The following is a 20,114-nucleotide window of genomic DNA, read 5'->3' as shown; positions in this document are numbered from 1 at the left end:
TCTGGTCGGTCATGGTCGTTCCTCAGAGGTCGGCGCTTTCCAGCGCGAATTGGACGAGCTTGTCCAGTTCCATGGCGTCGATCTCGCTGTCCGAGACGGCCTGCGCGGCCGCGGGTGCTTCGGCCGGGGTCTCCGGTCCCGGTTCGGGTTCAAGCAGGGTGCGCAGTTGGACGGCGAGCGCCGCCGGGCTCGGGTGGTCGAAGATCACCGTCGCGGTCAGCCGGAGGCCGGTCGCGGTGCCGAGCCGGTTGCGGAACTCCAGCGCGGTCAGCGAGTCGAACCCGAGGTCGAGGAAGCCCCGCTCCGGGTCGATGCCGTCGACCGAGCCGTGCCCGAGCACCAGCGCCGCCTCGGACCGCACTAGGTCCAGCAGCGCCTGTTCCAGTTCCTCGCCGGTGAGCCCAGCCAGAGCATCCGCCTGCCGTAACGCCTGCCGCTGGCCGCTGTCGGCCTGCCTGCGCATGGGTGCGGTAACCAGTCCGCGCAACAGTGGCACCAGCGTGCCCGCCCGCGCCTGCTCGCGGAGCGCGGTTGTGTCGAACCGGACGGCCAGTGGCTGCGGGTCGCCACCCGCCAGCGCCGCGTCGAACAGGGCAAGTCCCTGCTCGGCCGTGAGGGTGTGCATCCCGCCCCGGCTGACCCGGGCGTGGTCGGTCGTGGCCAGCTGCGCGGTCATGCCCTCGTCGGGCGTCCACGGTCCCCAGGCCAGCGACTGCGCCGGGAAGCCCGCGGTGCGCAGGTGCTGGGCGTAGGCGTCGAGGAACGCGTTGGCCGCCGCGTAGTTGCCCTGGCCGGGGCTGCCGAACACGCCCGCCGCCGAGGAGAACAGCACGAACGCGGCGAGGTCGGCGTCCCTGGTGAGCTCGTGCAGGGTGATCGCCGCGTCCACCTTGGCCCGCAGCACGACGTCCACCTGCTCGGGCGTCATCGCTGTGACAATGCCGTCGCGCAGGACGCCTGCCGAGTGCACGACCGCGGTGAGCGGGTGCCCGGTTGGGATGTCGGCCAGCACGCCAGCGAGCGCCTGGCGGTCGGCGACGTCGCAGGCCGCGAACGTCACGTCCGCACCGAGCGCGGTGAGCTCCGCGGACAACCGTTGCGCCTGCTCGGAGTTGCCGCCGCTCCTGCTGACCAGCAGCAGCCGCCGGGCACCGTGCTCGGTGACCAGGTGGCGTGCGACATGGCCGCCGATGGCTCCGGCCGCACCGGTGACCAGCATCGTGCCGTCGGGGTCGAGCGCCTGCGGAACGGTCAGCACGATCTTGCCGATGTGTCTGGCCTGGCTCATGGTTCGGAACGCGTCCCGTGCCTGGCGCACGTCCCACGCCGCCACCGGCAACGGGGTCAGCGCGCCGGACGCGAACAGCGCCAGCACCTCGTCCAGCATCTGCCTGATCCGCTCGGGACCGGCGTCCATCAGGTCGAACACCGTGTAGCCGGGGATCCCGGTACCGGACCGGATGTCGGCCTTGCCCAGCTCCAGGAACCGGCCGCCCTCGCCCATCAGCCCCACCGAGGAGTCGATGAACTCGCCGGTCAGCGAGTTCAGCACGACGTCGATGCGAGCTCCGGCGAGCCGCTCGGCGAACTCCAGCGTGCGGGACGAGGCGATGCGGTCCTCGGCGATGCCCAGGCCTCGCAGGACGTCCCACTTGCCGGGGCTGGCCGTGCCGTAGACCGTGGCGCCCAGCGAGGTGGCCAGTTGCACCGCCGCCATGCCGACGCCACCGGCCGCCGCGTGGACCAGCACCGACTCGCCCGCCGTGAGTCCGCCGAGCACGACAAGGCCGTAGTAGGCGGTGAGGAAGGCGACCGGCACGGACGCCGCCATCTGGAACGACCAGCCGTCGGGAATCCGGGCGACCATGCGGTAGTCGGTGATCGCCAGCGGCCCGAAGGCCCCGGCGAACAAGCCCATCACGGGGTCGCCGGGCGCGATGCCCTCGACGGCGTCACCGATCTCCTCGACGACGCCGGCACCCTCGATGCCGATCATGCCCTCGCCGGGGTAGGCGCCGAGAGTGCTCAGCACGTCACGGAAGTTGACGCCGGCCGCCCGCATCCGCACCCGGATCTCGTGTGCCGCCGGCGGTGCTTCCAGCCTCGGGTCCGCCACCAGCGCGAGGTCGTCGACCGTGCCTCGACGCGGGATGTCCAGCCGCCATGGGGTTTCCCCGGCTGGCGGGAGCAGGGCGGTGTCGGGCGCCAGGCGCGGGGCGTACAGCGTGCCGCCGCGGACCGCGAGTTGCGGTTCGCCGGAGGCCAGCACCGACGGCAGCACCGTGTCGAGCGTGGTGAGGTCGTCGGTGTCGACCAGGACGAACCGTCCGGGGTGCTCGGCTTGCGTCGACCGCGCCAGACCCCACACGGCCGCGTGCACCGGATCGCCGGCGTCCGGCCCCATCGCGCCCGAGGTGGCCAGCACAAGACGCTCGTCGCCATTGTCGTCGCACAGCCACGTCTGGATCACCGACAGCGCGTGGTGCACGACGTCCCTGGCCGAGCCGTGGTCCGTGAAGGACTCGACCGTCGCCGATTCGCCGGTGCCATCGACCGCCGGCAACTGGACCCAGTCCGTGCCGTACAGCGGGGCCGACCGGCCCTTGGCCAGGTCGCGGGCGACCGGGCGCAGGATCAGCGTGTCGACGGAGGCGACCGGCTGTCCGGTGCCGTCGGCGATGGCCAGCGACACCGAGTCCGCCGCGTCCGACCGCAGCCGCACGCGCAGCGTGTCCGCGCCAGTGGCGTTCAGGGAGATTCCGTTGAAGGAGAACGGCATCCGGTCATGGTGTTCCTCGTCGGCGGCCTGCGGGCGTAGCGCGATCGTGTGCAGCGCCGCGTCCAGCAGGGCTGGGTGCAGGCCGTACCCGTCGGCGCCGGAGTCGGCCGGCAGCGCGATCTCCCCGTACACCTCGCCGTCCAGCACCCACGCGGCCCGCAGGCCTTGGAAGGTCGGGCCGTAGTGGAAGCTGGTCTGTGCGATTCGGTCGTACAGGTCGTCGACGGGAACCGGGGTGGCGTCGGCCGGCGGCCACTCGGTCAGGTCGACCGTGTCCGTCGCGGTGCCGGTGGCCAGGACGCCGCTGGCGTGCCGGGTCCACTCATCCTCGCCTTGACGGGCGTGGACCGTGAGCGCGCGCTGTTCGTTGTCGTCAGGCGCGTCCACTGTGAGCTGGAGCTGGACCGCACCGCGTTCGGGCAGGACCAGTGGCGCCTCGATGGTGAGTTCTTCGACGCGGTCGCAGCCGACCTGGTCGCCGGCCCGCAGCGCGAGCTCGACGTAGGCCGTGCCTGGGAACACCACGACTCCGCCGACGGCGTGGTCGGCCAGCCACGGGTGGGTGTGCAGGGACAGGCCGCCGGTGAACAGCGCGCCGCCGGTGCCGGCCAGCGGGACGGCCGCGCCGAGCAGCGGGTGGTTGGCGTCGGCAAGGCCGGCGCCGGTGACGTTGATGGCCCGCCCGTGCCGCATCCAGAACCGCTCGCGCTGAAAGGCGTAGGTCGGCAACGCCACACGTCGTGCGCCGGGGATCACCGCGGTCCATTCCGGCGTCACGCCGTGCGCCCAGAGCGCGCCCAGCGCCGCCACAACCGACGACTCATCCCCCCTACGCACCAACGGAACCGTGACAAGTTCGCCGATCATCGGCGTCAACACACTATCCGGACCCACCTCCACCAACGCCGTAACACCGAACTCCCCCAACGCCCTCACACCATCAGCGAACCGCACCGACTCCCGCACATGCCGCACCCAATACCCCACCGACGCAACCTCACCCGAAACCAGACCGCCCGTCACCATCGACACAAACGGCACCACCGGCCGGTTAAAACACAACCCACCGATCGCCGACTCGAAACCAGCCAACATCGGCTCCATCAACGACGAATGAAACGCATGACTCACCCGCAACCGCTTCACCCCAACACCACGAACACGGAAATACTCGCCAATCTCCTCAACCGCCTCAACCACACCCGACACCACCGTCGAGCCAACCGCATTCACCGCCGCGACACCCACCCGATCCGACAACAACGGCAACACATCAGCCTCACCCGCCTCCACCGCCAACATCGCCCCACCAACAGGAAGCACCGACATCAACCGACCACGAGCAGCCACCAACACCGCCGCATCAGCCAACGACAACACACCAGCAACATGCGCCGCCGCGACCTCACCCACCGAATGCCCAGCCACCACCTCCGGCCGAACACCCCACGACTCAACCAACCGGAACAACGCAACCTCAAACGCGAACAACGCCGGCTGCGCAAACCCCGTATCATCCACACGCTCATCACCCAGCGCCGCACGCACCTCCGGATCAAAATGACCCAACACCTCATCAAACACCCCAGCAAACACCGGAAACCGAGCCGCCAACACACCACCCATCCCCACCCGCTGCGAACCCTGACCCGAGAACACAAAACCCAAGCACGGTTCCTCCCGCGCGACACCCACCGCCACGCGACCATCCGCCAACGCCGCCAGACCAGCCAACAAGCCCTCCCTACCATCAGCGACGACGGTGGCCCGGCACTCCAGCGCCGACCGCGATGTAGCAAGCGAGAAGGCGATGTCGTTGAGATCATCATCCACAGTAGACTTGAGGCGTTCGGCCTGCGCCCGCAGCGCTTCCTCATCGCGTGCGGACAGCACGAACGGCAGTACACCCGCAGGCGCCTGCGGTTCACGGGTCGGTTCGGCCGAGACCTGCTCCAAGATGACGTGGGCGTTGGTGCCGCTCACGCCGAAGGACGACACACCGGCCCGGCGCGGACGGTCACTCGCCGGCCACGGCCGGTTCCTGGTGAGCAGCTGGACCGTTCCGTCCGACCAGTCGACCTGCGAGGACGGCTTGTCCACGTGCAGTGTCTTGGGCAGCACGCCGTTGCGCATCGCCTGCACCATCTTGATCACGCCCACCGCACCTGCCGCCGCCTGGGTGTGCCCGAGGTTGGACTTCACCGAGCCCAGCCAGAGCGGGTTCTCCCGGTCCTGGCCGTAGGTCGCGATGATCGCCTGCGCCTCGATCGGGTCACCCAGCGACGTGCCGGTCCCATGTGCCTCGACCGCATCGACGTCCGAAGTGGACAGACCGGCGTTGGCCAGTGCCTGCCGGATCACCCGCTGTTGCGACGGGCCGTTCGGTGCGGTCAGACCGTTCGACGCACCGTCCTGGTTGACCGCGCTGCCCCGCAGGATCGCCAGCACCTCATGACCGTGGCGCTGGGCGTCCGAGAGCCGTTCCAGCACGAGCATGCCGACGCCCTCACCCCAGGCGGTGCCGTCGGCACCGTCCGCGAACGCCTTGCAGCGGCCGTCGGCGGCGAGCCCGCGCTGGCGGGAAAACTCGATGAACGCGGCCGGGGTCGACATGATCGACACGCCGCCGGCAAGCGCCAGCGAGCACTCGCCCTGACGCAGCGACTGCGCGGCCCAGTGCAGTGCTACCAGCGCGGACGAGCACGCGGTGTCGACCGTGACCGCCGGTCCTTCCAACCCGAAGGTGTAGGCCAGCCGGCCGGACACCACGCTGGCCGCGTTGCCGACCAGCAGGTATCCTTCGACGCCGGCCGGGAACTCGGACAGGCCGCTGGCGTAGTCCTGGCCGTTGGTACCGACGAACACGCCGGTCTGGCTGCCGCGCAGCGACGTCGGGCCGATGCCGGCACGTTCGAACGCCTCCCACGTGGTCTCCAGCAGCAGCCGCTGCTGCGGGTCCATCGCCAGCGCCTCACGGGGCGAGATCCCGAACAGCGCCGGGTCGAACTCCGCCGCACCGTTGAGGAAGCCGCCGCCGCGGGCGTAAGTCGTGCCGAGGTGGTCGGGATCCGGGTGGTACAGGGCGTCGAGGTCCCAGCCGCGGTCGGTCGGGAAGTCACCGATCGCGTCCCGGCCGTCCAGCAGCAGCTGCCACAGGTCCTCGGGCGAGGCGACGCCACCGGGGAACCGGCAGCTCATGGCCACGATCACCACGGGATCGGTCTCGGTGTCGACCGCCGTGACCGGCGCCGTGACGACAACCTCGGCGCGGGCGCCGAACAGGTCGTCGCCGAGCCTGGCGGCCAGCTCACCGACGGTCGGGTGGTCGAAGACCAGCGTGGTCGGCAGCTTCAGACCGGCTGCCGCGCCGAGTCTGTTGCGCAGCTCGACAGCGGTCAGCGAGTCGAATCCGAGCTCGCGGAACGGTCGCCCGGTCGGCACGGTCTCGACACCGTCGTGCCCAAGCACCTCGGCGACCTGCTTGCGCACCAACGTGATCAAGGCGCGGTCGGCTTCGTCACGGGGCAGGGCAGCCAGCCGCTCCCGCAGCGTGGCGCCGATGTCCGCACCGGTCTCGACCTCCACCACGTCCCGGCTCCACGGGCGTCCGGCGCTGCGCCGCCAGTCGGTGTCGACGACGACGAGCGTCGTGTCGTCGTCGTCAAGCGCACCTTGCAGCGCGCTGATCGCGAGGTCCGGCCGCATCGGGACGATCCCACCCTGGCGCAGCCGTTCCTCGACGACACCCGCGTCGGCCGCGAGCCCGCTGTCCGCCCACGCACCCCACGCCACCGAGGTCGCGACGAGCCCGTCCGCCCTACGCTGTTCGGCGAGGGCGTCCAGGTAGGCGTTGGCGGCGGCGTAGTTAGCCTGGCCCGCGTTGCCGAGCACGCCGACCGCCGATGAGAACAGCACGAACGCGGTCAGCGGCAGGTCACGGGTCAGGTCGTGCAAATTCTGGGCACCGGTCACCTTGGGGTCGAACACGCGGTTGAGCCGCGTCGCGTCCAGGCCGTCCAGCACACCGTCGTCCAACACACCGGCTGTGTGGATCACCGCGGACGGCGGGTACTGGGCGATCAGCTCGGCCATGGCGGACCGGTCGGCGGCGTCGCAGGCCGCGATCGTCACCTCCGCACCGAGTTCACGCAGTTCGGCTTCCAGCTCGACGGCGCCGGCCGCGTCGCGTCCGCTGCGGCTGGTCAGCACCAGGTGGCTCGCGCCGGCACCGGCCAACCAGCGGGCGACGTGCCCGCCGAGCGCCCCCGTGCCGCCGGTCACCATGACCGTGCCGTCAGGCCGCCACGGATCGGTGGCCTTCACGTGGGGTTCGGCGTGCGCGAGTCGCCGTGCGTAGACACCGGTCTCCCGCACCGCAAGCTCGTCCTCACCGTCGTGGCCGGCGAGAACGCCGGTCAGGCGGCGCAGCGCGGTGGCGTCGGCCTGCACCGGAACGTCCACGAGGCCGCCCCAGCGTTCGGGGTGTTCGAGGGCGATCACGCGACCCATCCCCCACACCTGCGCCTGCTCGGGGTCGGCGATCCGGTCGGTGCCGCCGACCGAGACCGCGCCCCTGGTCACCAGCCACAGCGGGGCGTCGACATCGAGGTCGCCCAGTGCCTGGGCGAGGTGCAGCGCGGCCGTGACGGGCTGGTCGAAAGCCAGCAGCGACACGACACCGGCCAGCGGCTCGGTCAGCGCGGCACGCAGCTGGTCGGCGAGCCGGGCACGGTCGGAGCCGCCGGTGACGACGTGGATCGTGCGGTCACCGATCATCCAGTCGTGGTCGGCGGACGGCGTAACCACGAGCCAGGTGCCGGTCACCGGCCGGCTGTCGGCCACGGGCCGCCATGTGACGCGGTAGCGCCAGTTGCCCACCGTCGAACGCACCGGCTTGTCCACGACGGACTCAAGCCAGTAGCGCCTGCGGTCGAACGCGTAGGTGGGCAGGTCTACGGTCCGCCCGGTCAGGTTCCACCGCACGGACAGGCCCCGCACGTGGGCCTCGGCCAGCGAGAGCAGGTAGCGCTGGAGCCCGCCGTCGTCGCGCCGCAGCGAGCCGACCGCGACGGCGTTGGCGCCAAGGTCGTCCAGCACGTCCTGGACGCTCGTGGTGAGCACCGGGTGGCCGCTGGTCTCGACGAAGAAGCCGTAACCCTGGTCGGCGAGAGCCCGCACGGACTGTGCGAACCGCACGTGAAGCCGCAGGTTGCGGTACCAGTAGGCCGCGTCCAGACAGTTGGTGTCGATCCAGTCGCCGGTGACCGTCGAGAAGAACGCGATCGACGACGGCACGGGCGTGACGTCGGCCAACGCCGCGAGCAGATCCGACTCGATCGCCTCGACGTGGTCGGTGTGCGACGCGTAGTCCACCGGGATCATCCGCGCCCGGCCGCCGCCGGCCTCGATCGTCGCCTGGAGATCGCGCAACGCGTCGGGGGCACCGGCCACGACGACCGAGCGCGGCCCATTCGTCGCGGCGACGGACACCGCGTCGGTCAACAGCGGCTCGACCTCGTCCACCGGCAGCGCGACCGACATCATGCCGCCACGGCCGGCCAGTGCGGCGGCGATGGCCTTGCTGCGCAGGGCGACGATCTTCGCGGCGTCGTCGAGGGACAGCGCCCCGGCGACGCACGCCGCCGCGATCTCACCCTGCGAGTGGCCGAGCACCGCGTCCGGCTGGACACCGTGGGAACGCCACAGTTCGGCCAGCGACACCATCACCGCGAACAGCGCGGGCTGCACGACGTCGACCCGTTGCAGGGCGTCGGCGTCGTCGAGGACGTCGGCCAGCGTCCAGTCCACATAGGACGAAAGTGCCCGCTCGCACTCGCTCAACCTGGCGGCGAACACCGGCGACGTCGCCAGCAGCTCGGTGGCCATCCCGCCCCACTGCGAGCCCTGGCCGGGGAAAACGAACACGGTCTTGCCGGTGACGTCCGCGACGCCGTGCACAACCGTGGCCGCCAGGTCGCCGTCGGCGAACCGGCCGAGCGCGGTGGCCAACTCCTCGTACTGCTCGCCTACCGCGACCACCCGGTGGTCGAACGCCGACCGCGTGCTGTCGAGCGAGAAGGCGACGTCGGTGGCGTTCTGCTCGGCGTGTGCCGCGAACTCGCGGGCCTGCCGTCGCAGCGCACCCGCCGACTTTGCGGACAGCACCCACGGCACTGGCGCGGCGGCGGGCTCGGCGGCCGGCGGTTCGTCCTGCACCGGCGCCTGTTCGAGGATCACGTGCGCATTCGTGCCGCTAACACCGAACGACGAGACGCCAGCCCGTCGGGGATGACCGGTATCCGGCCACGGCCGTTGTTCGGTGAGCAGCTCGACCGCGCCTTCGGTCCAGTCGACGTGTGTGCTGGGCGCGTCCACGTGCAGGGTCTGCGGCAGCACGCCGTGACGCAGCGCCTGCACCATCTTGATCACGCCGGCGACACCGGCGGCGGCCTGCGTGTGGCCGATGTTGGACTTCACCGAACCCAGCCACAGCGGCTCATCCCGGTCCTGTCCGTAGGCCGCCAGCAGCGCCTGGGCCTCGATCGGGTCACCGAGCGTCGTGCCCGTGCCGTGCGCCTCAACAGTGTCCACTTCGCACGGTGCGAGGCCGGCACTGGCCAGCGCCCGCCGGATCACCCGCTGCTGCGACGGTCCGTTGGGGGCGGACAGACCGTTGGAGGCGCCGTCCTGATTGACCGCGCTGCCCCGGACGACCGCGAGTACGCGGTGACCGTTGCGGCGAGCGTCGGACAGCCGCTCCAGCAGCAGCGTGCCCGCGCCTTCACCCCAACCGGTGCCGTCGGCGGCGTCGGCGAAGGACTTGCACCGGCCGTCGGGGGCCAGGCCGCGCTGGCGGGAGAACTCGATGAAGGTGCCCGGCGTGGACATCACGGTCACGCCACCGGCCAACGCCATCGTGCACTCGCCGTTGCGCAGGGCCTGCGCCGCGAGGTGCAGTGTTACCAGCGACGACGAGCAGGCCGTGTCGACGGTGATCGCCGGGCCCTCGAGGCCGAGCGTGTAGGAGACGCGGCCGGAGGCAACGCTGCCCGAGGTGCCGCCGCCGAGGTATGCCTCGACGTCGTCGGGGACGTCCACCTGCGAGCCGTAGTCGTGGTACATCACGCCCGCGAACACTCCGGTCTGGCTACCGCGTGCGGACACCGGGTCGATGCCGGCGCGTTCGAACGCCTCCCACGCGGTTTCCAGCAGCAGCCGCTGCTGCGGGTCCATCGCCAGCGCCTCTCGGGGTGAGATCCCGAAGAAGGCCGCGTCGAACGCGCCCGCGTCGTAGAGGAAGCCGCCCTGCCTGGTGTAGAAGGTGCCGATGCTGCCGGGCTCGGGGCCGTAGCGGCCGTCGATGTCCCAGCCGCGGTCGGCGGGCATGCCAGCGATCGCGTCGGTGCCGCTGGCCACCAGTTCCCACAGGTCGTCCGGTGACTTGACGCCGCCGGGGAACCGGCACGCCATGCCGATGATCACGACGGGGTCGTCGTCGGCCGAGACGACCGGTGCGGTCTTGACTGCGGCTTGCTCATCGCCGATCAACGTCCACAGGTGCTGGGCGAGCACGGTCGGCGTCGGGTGGTCGAAGACCAGCGTGGCGGGCAGTTTCAGGCCGGTCGCCGTGGTGAGCTGATTGCGCAGGGCCACCGCGGTCAGCGAGTCGAACCCGAGGTCGCGGAAGGCGTTGTCGGGCCGCACGGCGTCCGGGCCGGTGTGGCCGAGTACTGCCGCCGCGTGCTCCCGCACGAGGTCGAGCAGTGCCTTCTCCCGTTCGGCCGGCGCGAGTGCGGAAATGCCACGGGCGAAGGTGGAGCCCTCGACGGTCGCCGACCGGGCGGTGCGGCGGGTCGTGGTGCGGACGAGGCCGCGCAGCAGCGGAACGTCCTGGATCTTGAGGTCCAGCGCGGCCGGGACGAGCAGTGCCCGGTCGGCGCCGAGTGCCGAGTCGAACAGCCGCAGGCCGTCCTCATTGGACAGTGCGGTGGCGCCGAGCCGCGACTTGTCCGCGCTGTCCAGGTGGCCGGTCATGCCGCTGGCCTGCTCCCACAGGCCCCAGGCCAGGGAGACCGCGGGCAGGCCGGTGGCGCGGCGGTGCTGGGCGAGGGCGTCCAGGTAGGCGTTGGCGGCGGCGTAGTTGGCCTGACCGGCCGCGCCGAACACGCCGGCCGCCGAGGAGAACAGCACGAAAGCGTCCAGGCTACTGGTCAGTTCGTGCAGGTTGCGTGCCGCGTCGATCTTCGGCCGCAGCACGGTGTCCAGCCGCTCCGAGGTCAGCGAGGTGAGCACCCCGTCGTCCAGGACGCCAGCGGTGTGCAGAACCGCGGTCAGCGGGTGCTCGGCCGGGATCGCGGCCAGCAGGTCGGCGAGTGCGTCGCGGTCGGCGGCGTCGCAGGCCGCGAACGTCACGTCCGCACCGAGTTCGGTCAGCTCGCGCTCCAGAGCGGACGCGCCGGGCGCGGACGCGCCACGCCTGCTCGTGAGCAGCAAGTGCCGCACGCCGTGTTCGGTGACGAGGTGCTTGGCGACCAGCGCGCCGAGCGTGCCGGTACCGCCTGTGACCAGGACCGTGCCGTTGGCGTCCCAGGTGATGTCCGGACCGGCGGTGGCTCGCGCGATCCGCGGTGCGCGGAGTTCGCCTCGGCGGATCGCGACCTGCGGCTCACCGGACCTCGCCGCCGCGTCGACGGCCGCGCGGGAGGCCGGCTCCTCGTCGACGTCGACCAGCACGAACCGTCCGGGATTCTCCGCTTGGGCGGAGCGGAACAGGCCCAGCGCTGCCGCCGCGGTCAGGTTCGGCACGTCTTCGTGCTCGGTGACAGCGACCGCGCCCTGGGAGACCAGCACAAGCCGCGACTGCTCGTTAGCGAGCCAGTCCTGGGCCAGTGTCAGGGCTTCGTGCACGCTGTCCGGCGCGGCCCTCACCACGTATTCGGAGTCGTCGTCGGCCGAGGTGACGGGCACCCAGTTGATCTCATACAGCGAGTCGAGCCGTCGGCGCAGGCCGCCGGTGGGCAGCGGCCGGGACACGAGCTTGTCGACCGACACGACAGGTGCACCGGTCTCGTCAGCGGCCTGCACCTGGCGGTCCGGGGTGAGGCGCACGCGCAGGGCCTTGGCGCCGACGGCGTGCAGGGATACGCCGGTCCAGGCGAACGGCAGTTCGATCTGGTCGCCCTGGTCGATCAGGAACGGGTGCAACGCGGCGTCCAGCAGCGCCGGGTGCACGCCGAACTCGGCGGCCTTGTCGTGCTGGTCATCGGGGAGCCTGATCTCAGCGTACAAGTCGGCGCCGTGCCGCCAGGCGGCGTGCAGGCCCTGGAAAACCGGGCCGTAGCCGAGCCCGGTCGCGTCGAGCCGGTCGTAGAGGTCGCCGAGTTCGACGGCCGTCGTGCCGGCCGGCGGCCACACGGCGAAGTCGTATGCGGTGGTCGGGACCGTCGGGGTGAGGGTGCCGGTGGCGTGACAGGTCCACGGCAGGTCGTCGTTCTCGCGGGAGTTGACCGTGACGGCCCGGTTGCCGGCGGCATCGGGTGCGGTGACCGCGACCTGGAGTTGGACGCTGCCGTGCTCGGGGAGCACCAGCGGGGCTTCCAACGCGAGGTCCGCGAGGCCGGGGCAGCCGACCTGATCACCGGCGTGCAGCGCCAGCTCGGCGAAGGCGGTGCCGGGGAGCAGCACGGTTCCGCCCACGGCGTGGTCGGCGAGCCAGGGGTGGGTGCGGGTGGAGATCCGGCCGGCGAGGATCAGGCGGTCATCGTCGGCGACGGCCAACACTGCACCGAGCAGCGGGTGGTCGGCGGCGCGCAGGCCGGCCGACATCACGTCCGCGCGGCCCGTCTGCCTTGGCTCGGGCCAGTAGCATTCGAGCTGGAACGGGTACGTCGGCAACGCGGTCTTGCGGACGTCGATGCCGGCGAAGACAGCGTTCCAGTCGAGCGCGAGGCCCGCGGCGTGCGCCTCACCGAGCGAGGTGAGCCATCGCTGGGTGCCGCCGTCGTCGCGGTGCAGCGAGCCGAGAACTACGGCGTCGTCGAGGGTTTCACGCAGAGCGAACGCCAGCACCGGGTGCGGGCTCGTCTCGACGAAGTACCGGTGCCCGCATTCGGCGAGTGCGCGAGCGGCCTTGTCGAAGCAGACGGTCTCCCGCAGATTCCGGTACCAATACTCCGCATCCACCAAACGATCCAGCCAACCAGCCGTCACCGTCGAAAAAAACGGCACCCGCGGCACACAAGGCTCGATCGGCGCCAGCACCTCCAACAATTCCTCCCTGAGCACCTCAACATGCGCCGAATGCGAGGCATAATCCACCGGGACCACCTTCGCCCCCTCCACCCCCGCCAACACCGCAGCAAGCCCCCCAGGATCACCCGACACCACCACCGACGACGGACCATTCACCGCCGCAACCCAAACACCCTCCGGCAACACCACCCCATCCACCGACAACGGAACCGACACCATCCCACCACGACCAGACAACGCCACAATCGCCTTCGACCGCAACGCAACCACCCGCGCCGCATCCCGCAACGACAACGCACCCGCCACACACGCAGCCGCAATCTCACCCTGCGAATGCCCCACCACCGCAGAAGGCTCCACACCATACGACCGCCACAACTCCGCCAACGACACCATCACCGCAAACAACACAGGCTGAACAACATCAACCCGCTCCAACGCCACCGCATCACCCAAAACCTCAAACAACGACCAATCCACAAACTCCGACAACGCCCCCGCACACTCCCCCATCCAACCCGCAAACACCACAGAAGACTCCAGCAACTCCACCGCCATACCAACCCACTGCGAACCCTGACCAGGAAACACGAACACAGTCTTACCGCGGCCCTGTGCGCTCCCCCGCAGCACACGCGGTGACGGCCTCTCACCGATGACCGCATCCAACGCCTCGCAGAAATCCGCACTGTCCTCACCCATCAGCACCGCACGATGCTCGAACGCCGTCCTCGTAGTCGCCAGCGAGTACCCGATGTCCGCAACGGCAGCCCCCGCCTCCAACACCTCCCGCAACCGCCGGGCCTGATCACGCAACGCCCGCTCGGACCGACCCGACACCGGCCACAACACAACACCGCCATGCTCAGACCGCGCCGGCTCCACTACCTCCAGAGCCTGCTCGACGATCACATGCGCGTTCGTGCCACTCACACCAAACGACGACACACCCGCACGACGAGGACGATCGACCTCCCACGGCACATTCTCCGTCAACAGCGACACCGCCCCCGCAGACCACTCCACCTTGGGCGAGGGCACATCGACGTGCAGAGTCCGAGGCATGATCCCGTGCCGCATCGCCTCCACCATCTTGATCACACCACCGACACCAGCAGCCGCCTGCGTATGACCGATATTCGACTTCAACGAACCAAGCCACAGTGGACGATCACGGTCCTGACCGTAAGTCGCGATAATCGCCTGCGCCTCAATCGGATCACCCAACGCCGTACCAGTACCATGCGCCTCAACCACATCAACATCCGAAGCAGACAGACCAGCATTCGCCAACGCCTGCCGAATCACCCGCTGCTGCGACCGACCATTCGGCGCCGTCAAACCATTCGACGCACCATCCTGATTCACCGCCGAACCACGAACCACCGCCAACACCCGACGACCATTACCCCGAGCATCCGACAACCGCTCCAACAACAACACACCAACGCCCTCAGACCAACCAGTCCCATCCGCACCAGCACCAAACGCCTTACACCGACCATCAACCGACAAACCACGCTGCCGCGAAAACTCCACAAACACACCCGGCGTCGACATCACCGTCACACCACCAGCCAACGCAAGCGAACACTCACCACTACGCAACGCCTGCACCGCAAGATGCAACGCCACCAACGACGACGAACACGCCGTATCCACGCTGACCGCGGGGCCTTCGAATCCGAACGTATAGGAGACGCGACCGGAGGCGACGCTGGCCGCGCTGCCGCTGGCGATATGCCCCTCGAACGTCTCCTGGAGCAGGGTGCCGTAGTCGTTGTACATGACACCGACGAATACGCCGGTGGGGCTGCCCTTCAGTGTCGTCGGGTCGATGCCCGCACGCTCGACGACCTCCCACGTCGTCTGGAGCAGCAGCCGCTGCTGCGGATCGGTCGCCAACGCCTCACGGGGACTCATGCCGAACAGCGACGGATCGAAAAGGCCTGCACCGTCGAGGAAACCGCATCGTCGGGTGTAGGACTTGCCCGGCTTGTCGGGGTCCGGGTCGTAGAAGCCGTCGACGTCCCAGCCACGGTCGGACGGGAAGTCGGAGATCGCGTCCACGCCGTTGGCGACCAGGTCCCACAGCTGCTCCGGCGACTCCACCCCACCGGGGAAGCGGCATCCCATCGCGACGATGGCGATCGGCTCGTCCGTGGCGACGGAGGCGGTGACAGCCACCTCCGGGGTGTCGTCGCCGATGAGTTCTGCCATGAGATGCGCGGCGAGCACGCGGGGCGTCGGGAAGTCGAAGATGAGCGTCGCCGGCAGCCTAAGGCCCGTCCGGGCGTGCAGGGCATTGCGCAGCTCGACGGCGGTCAGCGAGTCGAACCCGAGGTCCTTGAACGCCCTGTCCTCGCCGATTGCGGCAACGTCGTCGTGGCCGAGCACCGCGGCGACTTGCTGGCGGACCAGGTCGATCAGCTGCGTCTCGTCGAGCTTGCCCACGACAGCGGACGCGGCGACAGCAAGTCGGCGCGGCTTGCGCACAAGGCCGTGCAGCAGCGCCGGCACATCCGCCATCGCCGAGAGGTCCAGGCGAATCGTTGCCACCACAGGGATTCCCGTGCCGAGCGCTGCGTCGAACGAGGCCAACCCCTGGTCCGCGGTGAACGGCAGGACACCGGCCCGCGCTATGCGATGGGTGTCCGCGTCAGTGAGGGTGCTGGTCATGCCGGCGTTAGGCGCCCACGCACCCCAGGCCAGCGACACTGCCGGTAGCCCCTGCTCGACACGGGTGCGGGCCAACGCGTCGAGGGCGGCGTTGGCAGCGGCGTAGTTGGCCTGACCGGCACCACCGAACAGTCCGGACGCTGAGGAGAACAGGACGAAGGCGTCCAGGTCGGCGGTGAGTTCGTGCAGGTTGATGGCCGCGTCGACCTTCGGCCGCAGCACGGCGTCTAGCCGCTCGGGCGTCAGCGTGTCGATCACGGCGTCGTCCAGCACACCGGCCGTGTGCACGACCGCCGTCACGTCGTGATCCGCGAGGACTGTGGCGAGTGCGTCCCGGTCGGTGGCGTCGCACGCGGTGATCGTCACGGCCGCGCCCAGCTCGGTCAGCTCGGCCCGCAGGTCTTCTGCGCCCGGGGCGTCGATGCCGCGACGGCTGAGCAGCAGCAGGCTGCGGACGCCGTGCTCGGTGACGAGGTGGCGGGCGAGGAGGCTGCCGAGTCCACCGGTGCCGCCGGTGATCAGGACCGTACCGTCGGGGTTCCAGTCCGGGACGGCGGGAGTCGTCGTGACGCGGGTCAGTCGCGGCGCGAACAGCTTGCCGTCACGCAGTCGCAGCTGCGGTTCACCGGTTGCCACCGCGGCGGCCACCGTGTCACTGCTCGGGTTGACGGCGTCGAGCAGGACGAACCGGCCGGGCTGCTCGGACTGGGCGGACCGCACCAGACCCCAGGCGGCCGAACCGGCCAGGTCGTCCTGGACGACGATGACGAGCGGCCGAGCATCGGTCCAGTCCCGCACCAGCCGGAGGGCGGCGTGCGCGGTCTCTCCCGGCGTGGGCAGGTCCAGCGTGGCGACGACGAAGTCCGCCGAGGTCTCCGCCAGGGTCGGGATCTCGACCCAGTCGATCTCGTACAGGAATCCGGCAGTGGTGACCGGAGCGGTCATCGGCCGGGACACGAGTTCGTCGATCGAGGCGACCGGCAGACCCTCGTGGTCGTAGACGCGCACGCTCACCGCGTCACTGCCGACCGGGCGCACGCACACCCGCAGTGCCGACGCTCCGGTGGCGTGCAGCGTCACGCCACCCCAGGAGAACGGCAGGAGCTGGCCGCCGGCCTCACCGACGGTCCGTAGCGCCGGTGCGTGCAGGGCGGCGTCGAGCAGCGCCGGGTGCAGGCCGAACGCCGTGCCGTCCTGCCCGGCCGGCAGGCTGACCTCGGCGAACACCTCGTCGCCCCGCGACCACGCGGCCGTCAGGCCCTGGAACAGCGGTCCGTAGTGGTAGCCCATCGCGCCCAGCCGGTCGTACAGGCCGTCCATGGGCAATTCTTCGGCCTCGCTCGGTGGCCATTCGCCGAGGTCGGGGGCGGTCGTGGCACGCGAGGCCAGGATGCCGGTGGCGTTGGTCGTCCACGGCCCGTCGTCGCTGAGTCTGGTGTGGACGGACAGCTGGCGCCGCCCGTCGGTGTCCGCCTTGCCGACGGTGACCTGGAGCTGGACCGTGCCGGTCAGTGCGGCGGCGCTGACCAGGGTGAGCTCGTCCACACGGTCGCAGCCGGCGCGGTCGGCGGCGTACAGCGCCAATTCGACGAAGGCGGTGCCGGGCAGCAGCACCGTGCCCTGGATCATGTGATCGGCCAGCCACGGGTGAGTCCGCGTCGACAGGCTCGCCGTGAAGACGTACCCGTCGCCGTCGACGAGTTCGACCACGGAGTCCACCAGCGGGTGTTCCTTAGGCAGCAGGCTCTGCGGTGTGACCGGGTCGAGCCAGAACCTCTTGCGCTGGAACGGATAGGTCGGGAGATCGACCCGCCGGGCCCTGCCGAGGACAGCCGTCCAGTCCGGGTTGACGCCGTGCGCCCAGAGCGCGCCCAGCGCCGCCACAACCGACGACTCATCCCCCCTACGCACCAACGGAACCGTGACAAGTTCGCCGATCATCGGCGTCAACACACTATCCGGACCCACCTCCACCAACGCCGTAACACCGAACTCCCCCAACGCCCTCACACCATCAGCGAACCGCACCGACTCCCGCACATGCCGCACCCAATACCCCACCGACGCAACCTCACCCGAAACCAGACCGCCCGTCACCATCGACACAAACGGCACCACCGGCCGGTTAAAACACAACCCACCGATCGCCGACTCGAAACCAGCCAACATCGGCTCCATCAACGACGAATGAAACGCATGACTCACCCGCAACCGCTTCACCCCAACACCACGAACACGGAAATACTCGCCAATCTCCTCAACCGCCTCAACCACACCCGACACCACCGTCGAGCCAACCGCATTCACCGCCGCGACACCCACCCGATCCGACAACAACGGCAACACATCAGCCTCACCCGCCTCCACCGCCAACATCGCCCCACCAACAGGAAGCACCGACATCAACCGACCACGAGCAGCCACCAACACCGCCGCATCAGCCAACGACAACACACCAGCAACATGCGCCGCCGCGACCTCACCCACCGAATGCCCAGCCACCACCTCCGGCCGAACACCCCACGACTCAACCAACCGGAACAACGCAACCTCAAACGCGAACAACGCCGGCTGCGCAAACCCCGTATCATCCACACGCTCATCACCCAGCGCCGCACGCACCTCCGGATCAAAATGACCCAACACCTCATCAAACACCCCAGCAAACACCGGAAACCGAGCCGCCAACACACCACCCATCCCCACCCGCTGCGAACCCTGACCCGAGAACACAAAACCCAAGCACGGTTCCTCCTGCGCGACACCCACCGCCACGCGACCATCCGCCAACGCCGCCAGACCAGCCAACAAGCCCTCCCTACCATCAGCGACGACGGTGGCCCGGCACTCCAGCGCCGACCGCGATGTAGCAAGCGAGTAGGCGACGTCACCGGCGTTGGTGTCGACGAGGTTGATGAGCTGGGCGGCCTGCGCGCGCAACGCCTCCTCGCTGCGAGCTGAAAGCACCCAGGGCACGGTTCCGGCGCCGGTGCTAGTGGGCTGGTCCTCGACCTCCGGCGCCTGCTCCACGATCACATGGGCGTTCGTGCCGCTGATGCCAAACGACGAGACGCCTGCACGACGCGGGCGGTCGCCCGACTCCCATGGCAGCGCCTCAGTCAGCAGGGAAACCTCGCCGGCCGCCCAGTCCACCTTCGGTGACGGCTTGTCCGCGTGCAGGGTCTTGGGCATAGTCCCGTGCCGCATGGCCTGGACCATCTTGATCACACCACCGACACCGGCAGCCGCCTGCGTGTGACCGATGTTGGACTTCAACGACCCCAGCCACAGTGGACGGTCACGGTCCTGGCCGTAGGTCGCGATGATCGCCTGCGTCTCGATCGGGTCACCCAGCGCGGTGCCGGTTCCGTGACCCTCAACCACATCGACGTCCGAAGTGGACAGACCAGCGTTGGCCAGCGCCTGACGGATCACCCGCTGCTGCGACGGACCATTCGGCGCGGTCAGCCCGTTCGACGCACCGTCCTGGTTCACCGCCGAACCCTTGATTACACCGAGGATTTGGTGTCCATTGAGCCGGGCGTCGGATAGGCGCTCCAGCACTAGGATACCGACGCCGTCGCTGAACCCGGTGCCGTCCGCGTCGGCCGAGTACGCCTTGCAACGACCGTCAGGCGCGAGCCCCCGTTCCCGGCTGAATCGGGTGAAAGCGGTGGGGGACGCCATGATCGTGACGCCACCGGCGAGGGCGAGCGTGCACTCCCCGTTGCGCAAGGCCTGCGCCGCGAGGTGGATCGCGACCAGCGACGACGAGCAGGCGGTGTCGACGGTGACCGCGGGCCCTTCGAAACCGAAGCTGTACGCGACCCGGCCGGACACCACACTGATAGCATTGCCGGTCATCAGATGGCCTTCGGACACCTCGGACGACGGCGGCATGCCGACGGCGTAGTCCTGGTGGCTGATGCCGGTGAACACGCCGGTCCGGCTGCCCCGCAGTGCGGCGGCGTCGAAACCGCCGCGCTCCAACACCTCCCACGCGACTTCCAGCAGCACCCGCTGCTGCGGATCCATCGCCAGCGCCTCACGGGGCGAGATGCCGAAGAACTCGGCGTCGAAGCCGGCGACGTCGGCGACGAAGCCGCCCTCCCGCGCGTAGGCCTTGCCGGGTTTGTCGGGGTCCGGGTCGTAAAGGTCGTCCAGGTCCCAACCGCGGTCGTCGGGGAACGGAGCGATCGCGTCGCCGCCGGCGGCGACCAAGTCCCACAGCTGTTCCGGGGTTCGGGCCCCACCGGGGTAGCGGCACGCCATCGCGACCACGGCGATCGGTTCCCGTCCCGCGGACTCCAGCTCGCGCACCCGCCGCCGGGCCTGCGTGAGATCCGCCGTCGCCTTTTTCAGGTAGTCGAAGAGTTCTTGTTCCGTCGCCATGATCGCCTCGTGG

At 69.8% G+C, this 20,114-nt stretch carries 1 protein-coding gene; it reads right to left on the bottom strand.

Annotation, left to right across the window (positions count from 1 at the left end; genetic code table 11):
- Window positions 1-22: 22 nt before the first annotated feature.
- Window positions 23-20,101 carry a type I polyketide synthase gene (locus BJ970_RS38995; protein ID WP_281399477.1) on the bottom strand — a complete coding sequence of 6,693 codons (20,079 nt, stop codon included), beginning with the start codon at window positions 20,099-20,101 and terminating at the stop codon, window positions 23-25.
- Window positions 20,102-20,114: the final 13 nt, after the last annotated feature.

The sequence above is a fragment of the Saccharopolyspora phatthalungensis genome (assembly GCF_014203395.1).
Lineage (GTDB): Bacteria > Actinomycetota > Actinomycetes > Mycobacteriales > Pseudonocardiaceae > Saccharopolyspora > Saccharopolyspora phatthalungensis.
Note: the sequence above shows the minus strand (reverse complement) of the source record. Positions and strands in the feature narration are given on the sequence as shown.

What these genes read in the sequence shown, in the direction of transcription:
- BJ970_RS38995 (WP_281399477.1), bottom strand. Translation starts at nt 20,101, where the DNA reads ATGGCGACGGAACAAGAACTCTTCGACTACCTGAAAAAGGCGACGGCG.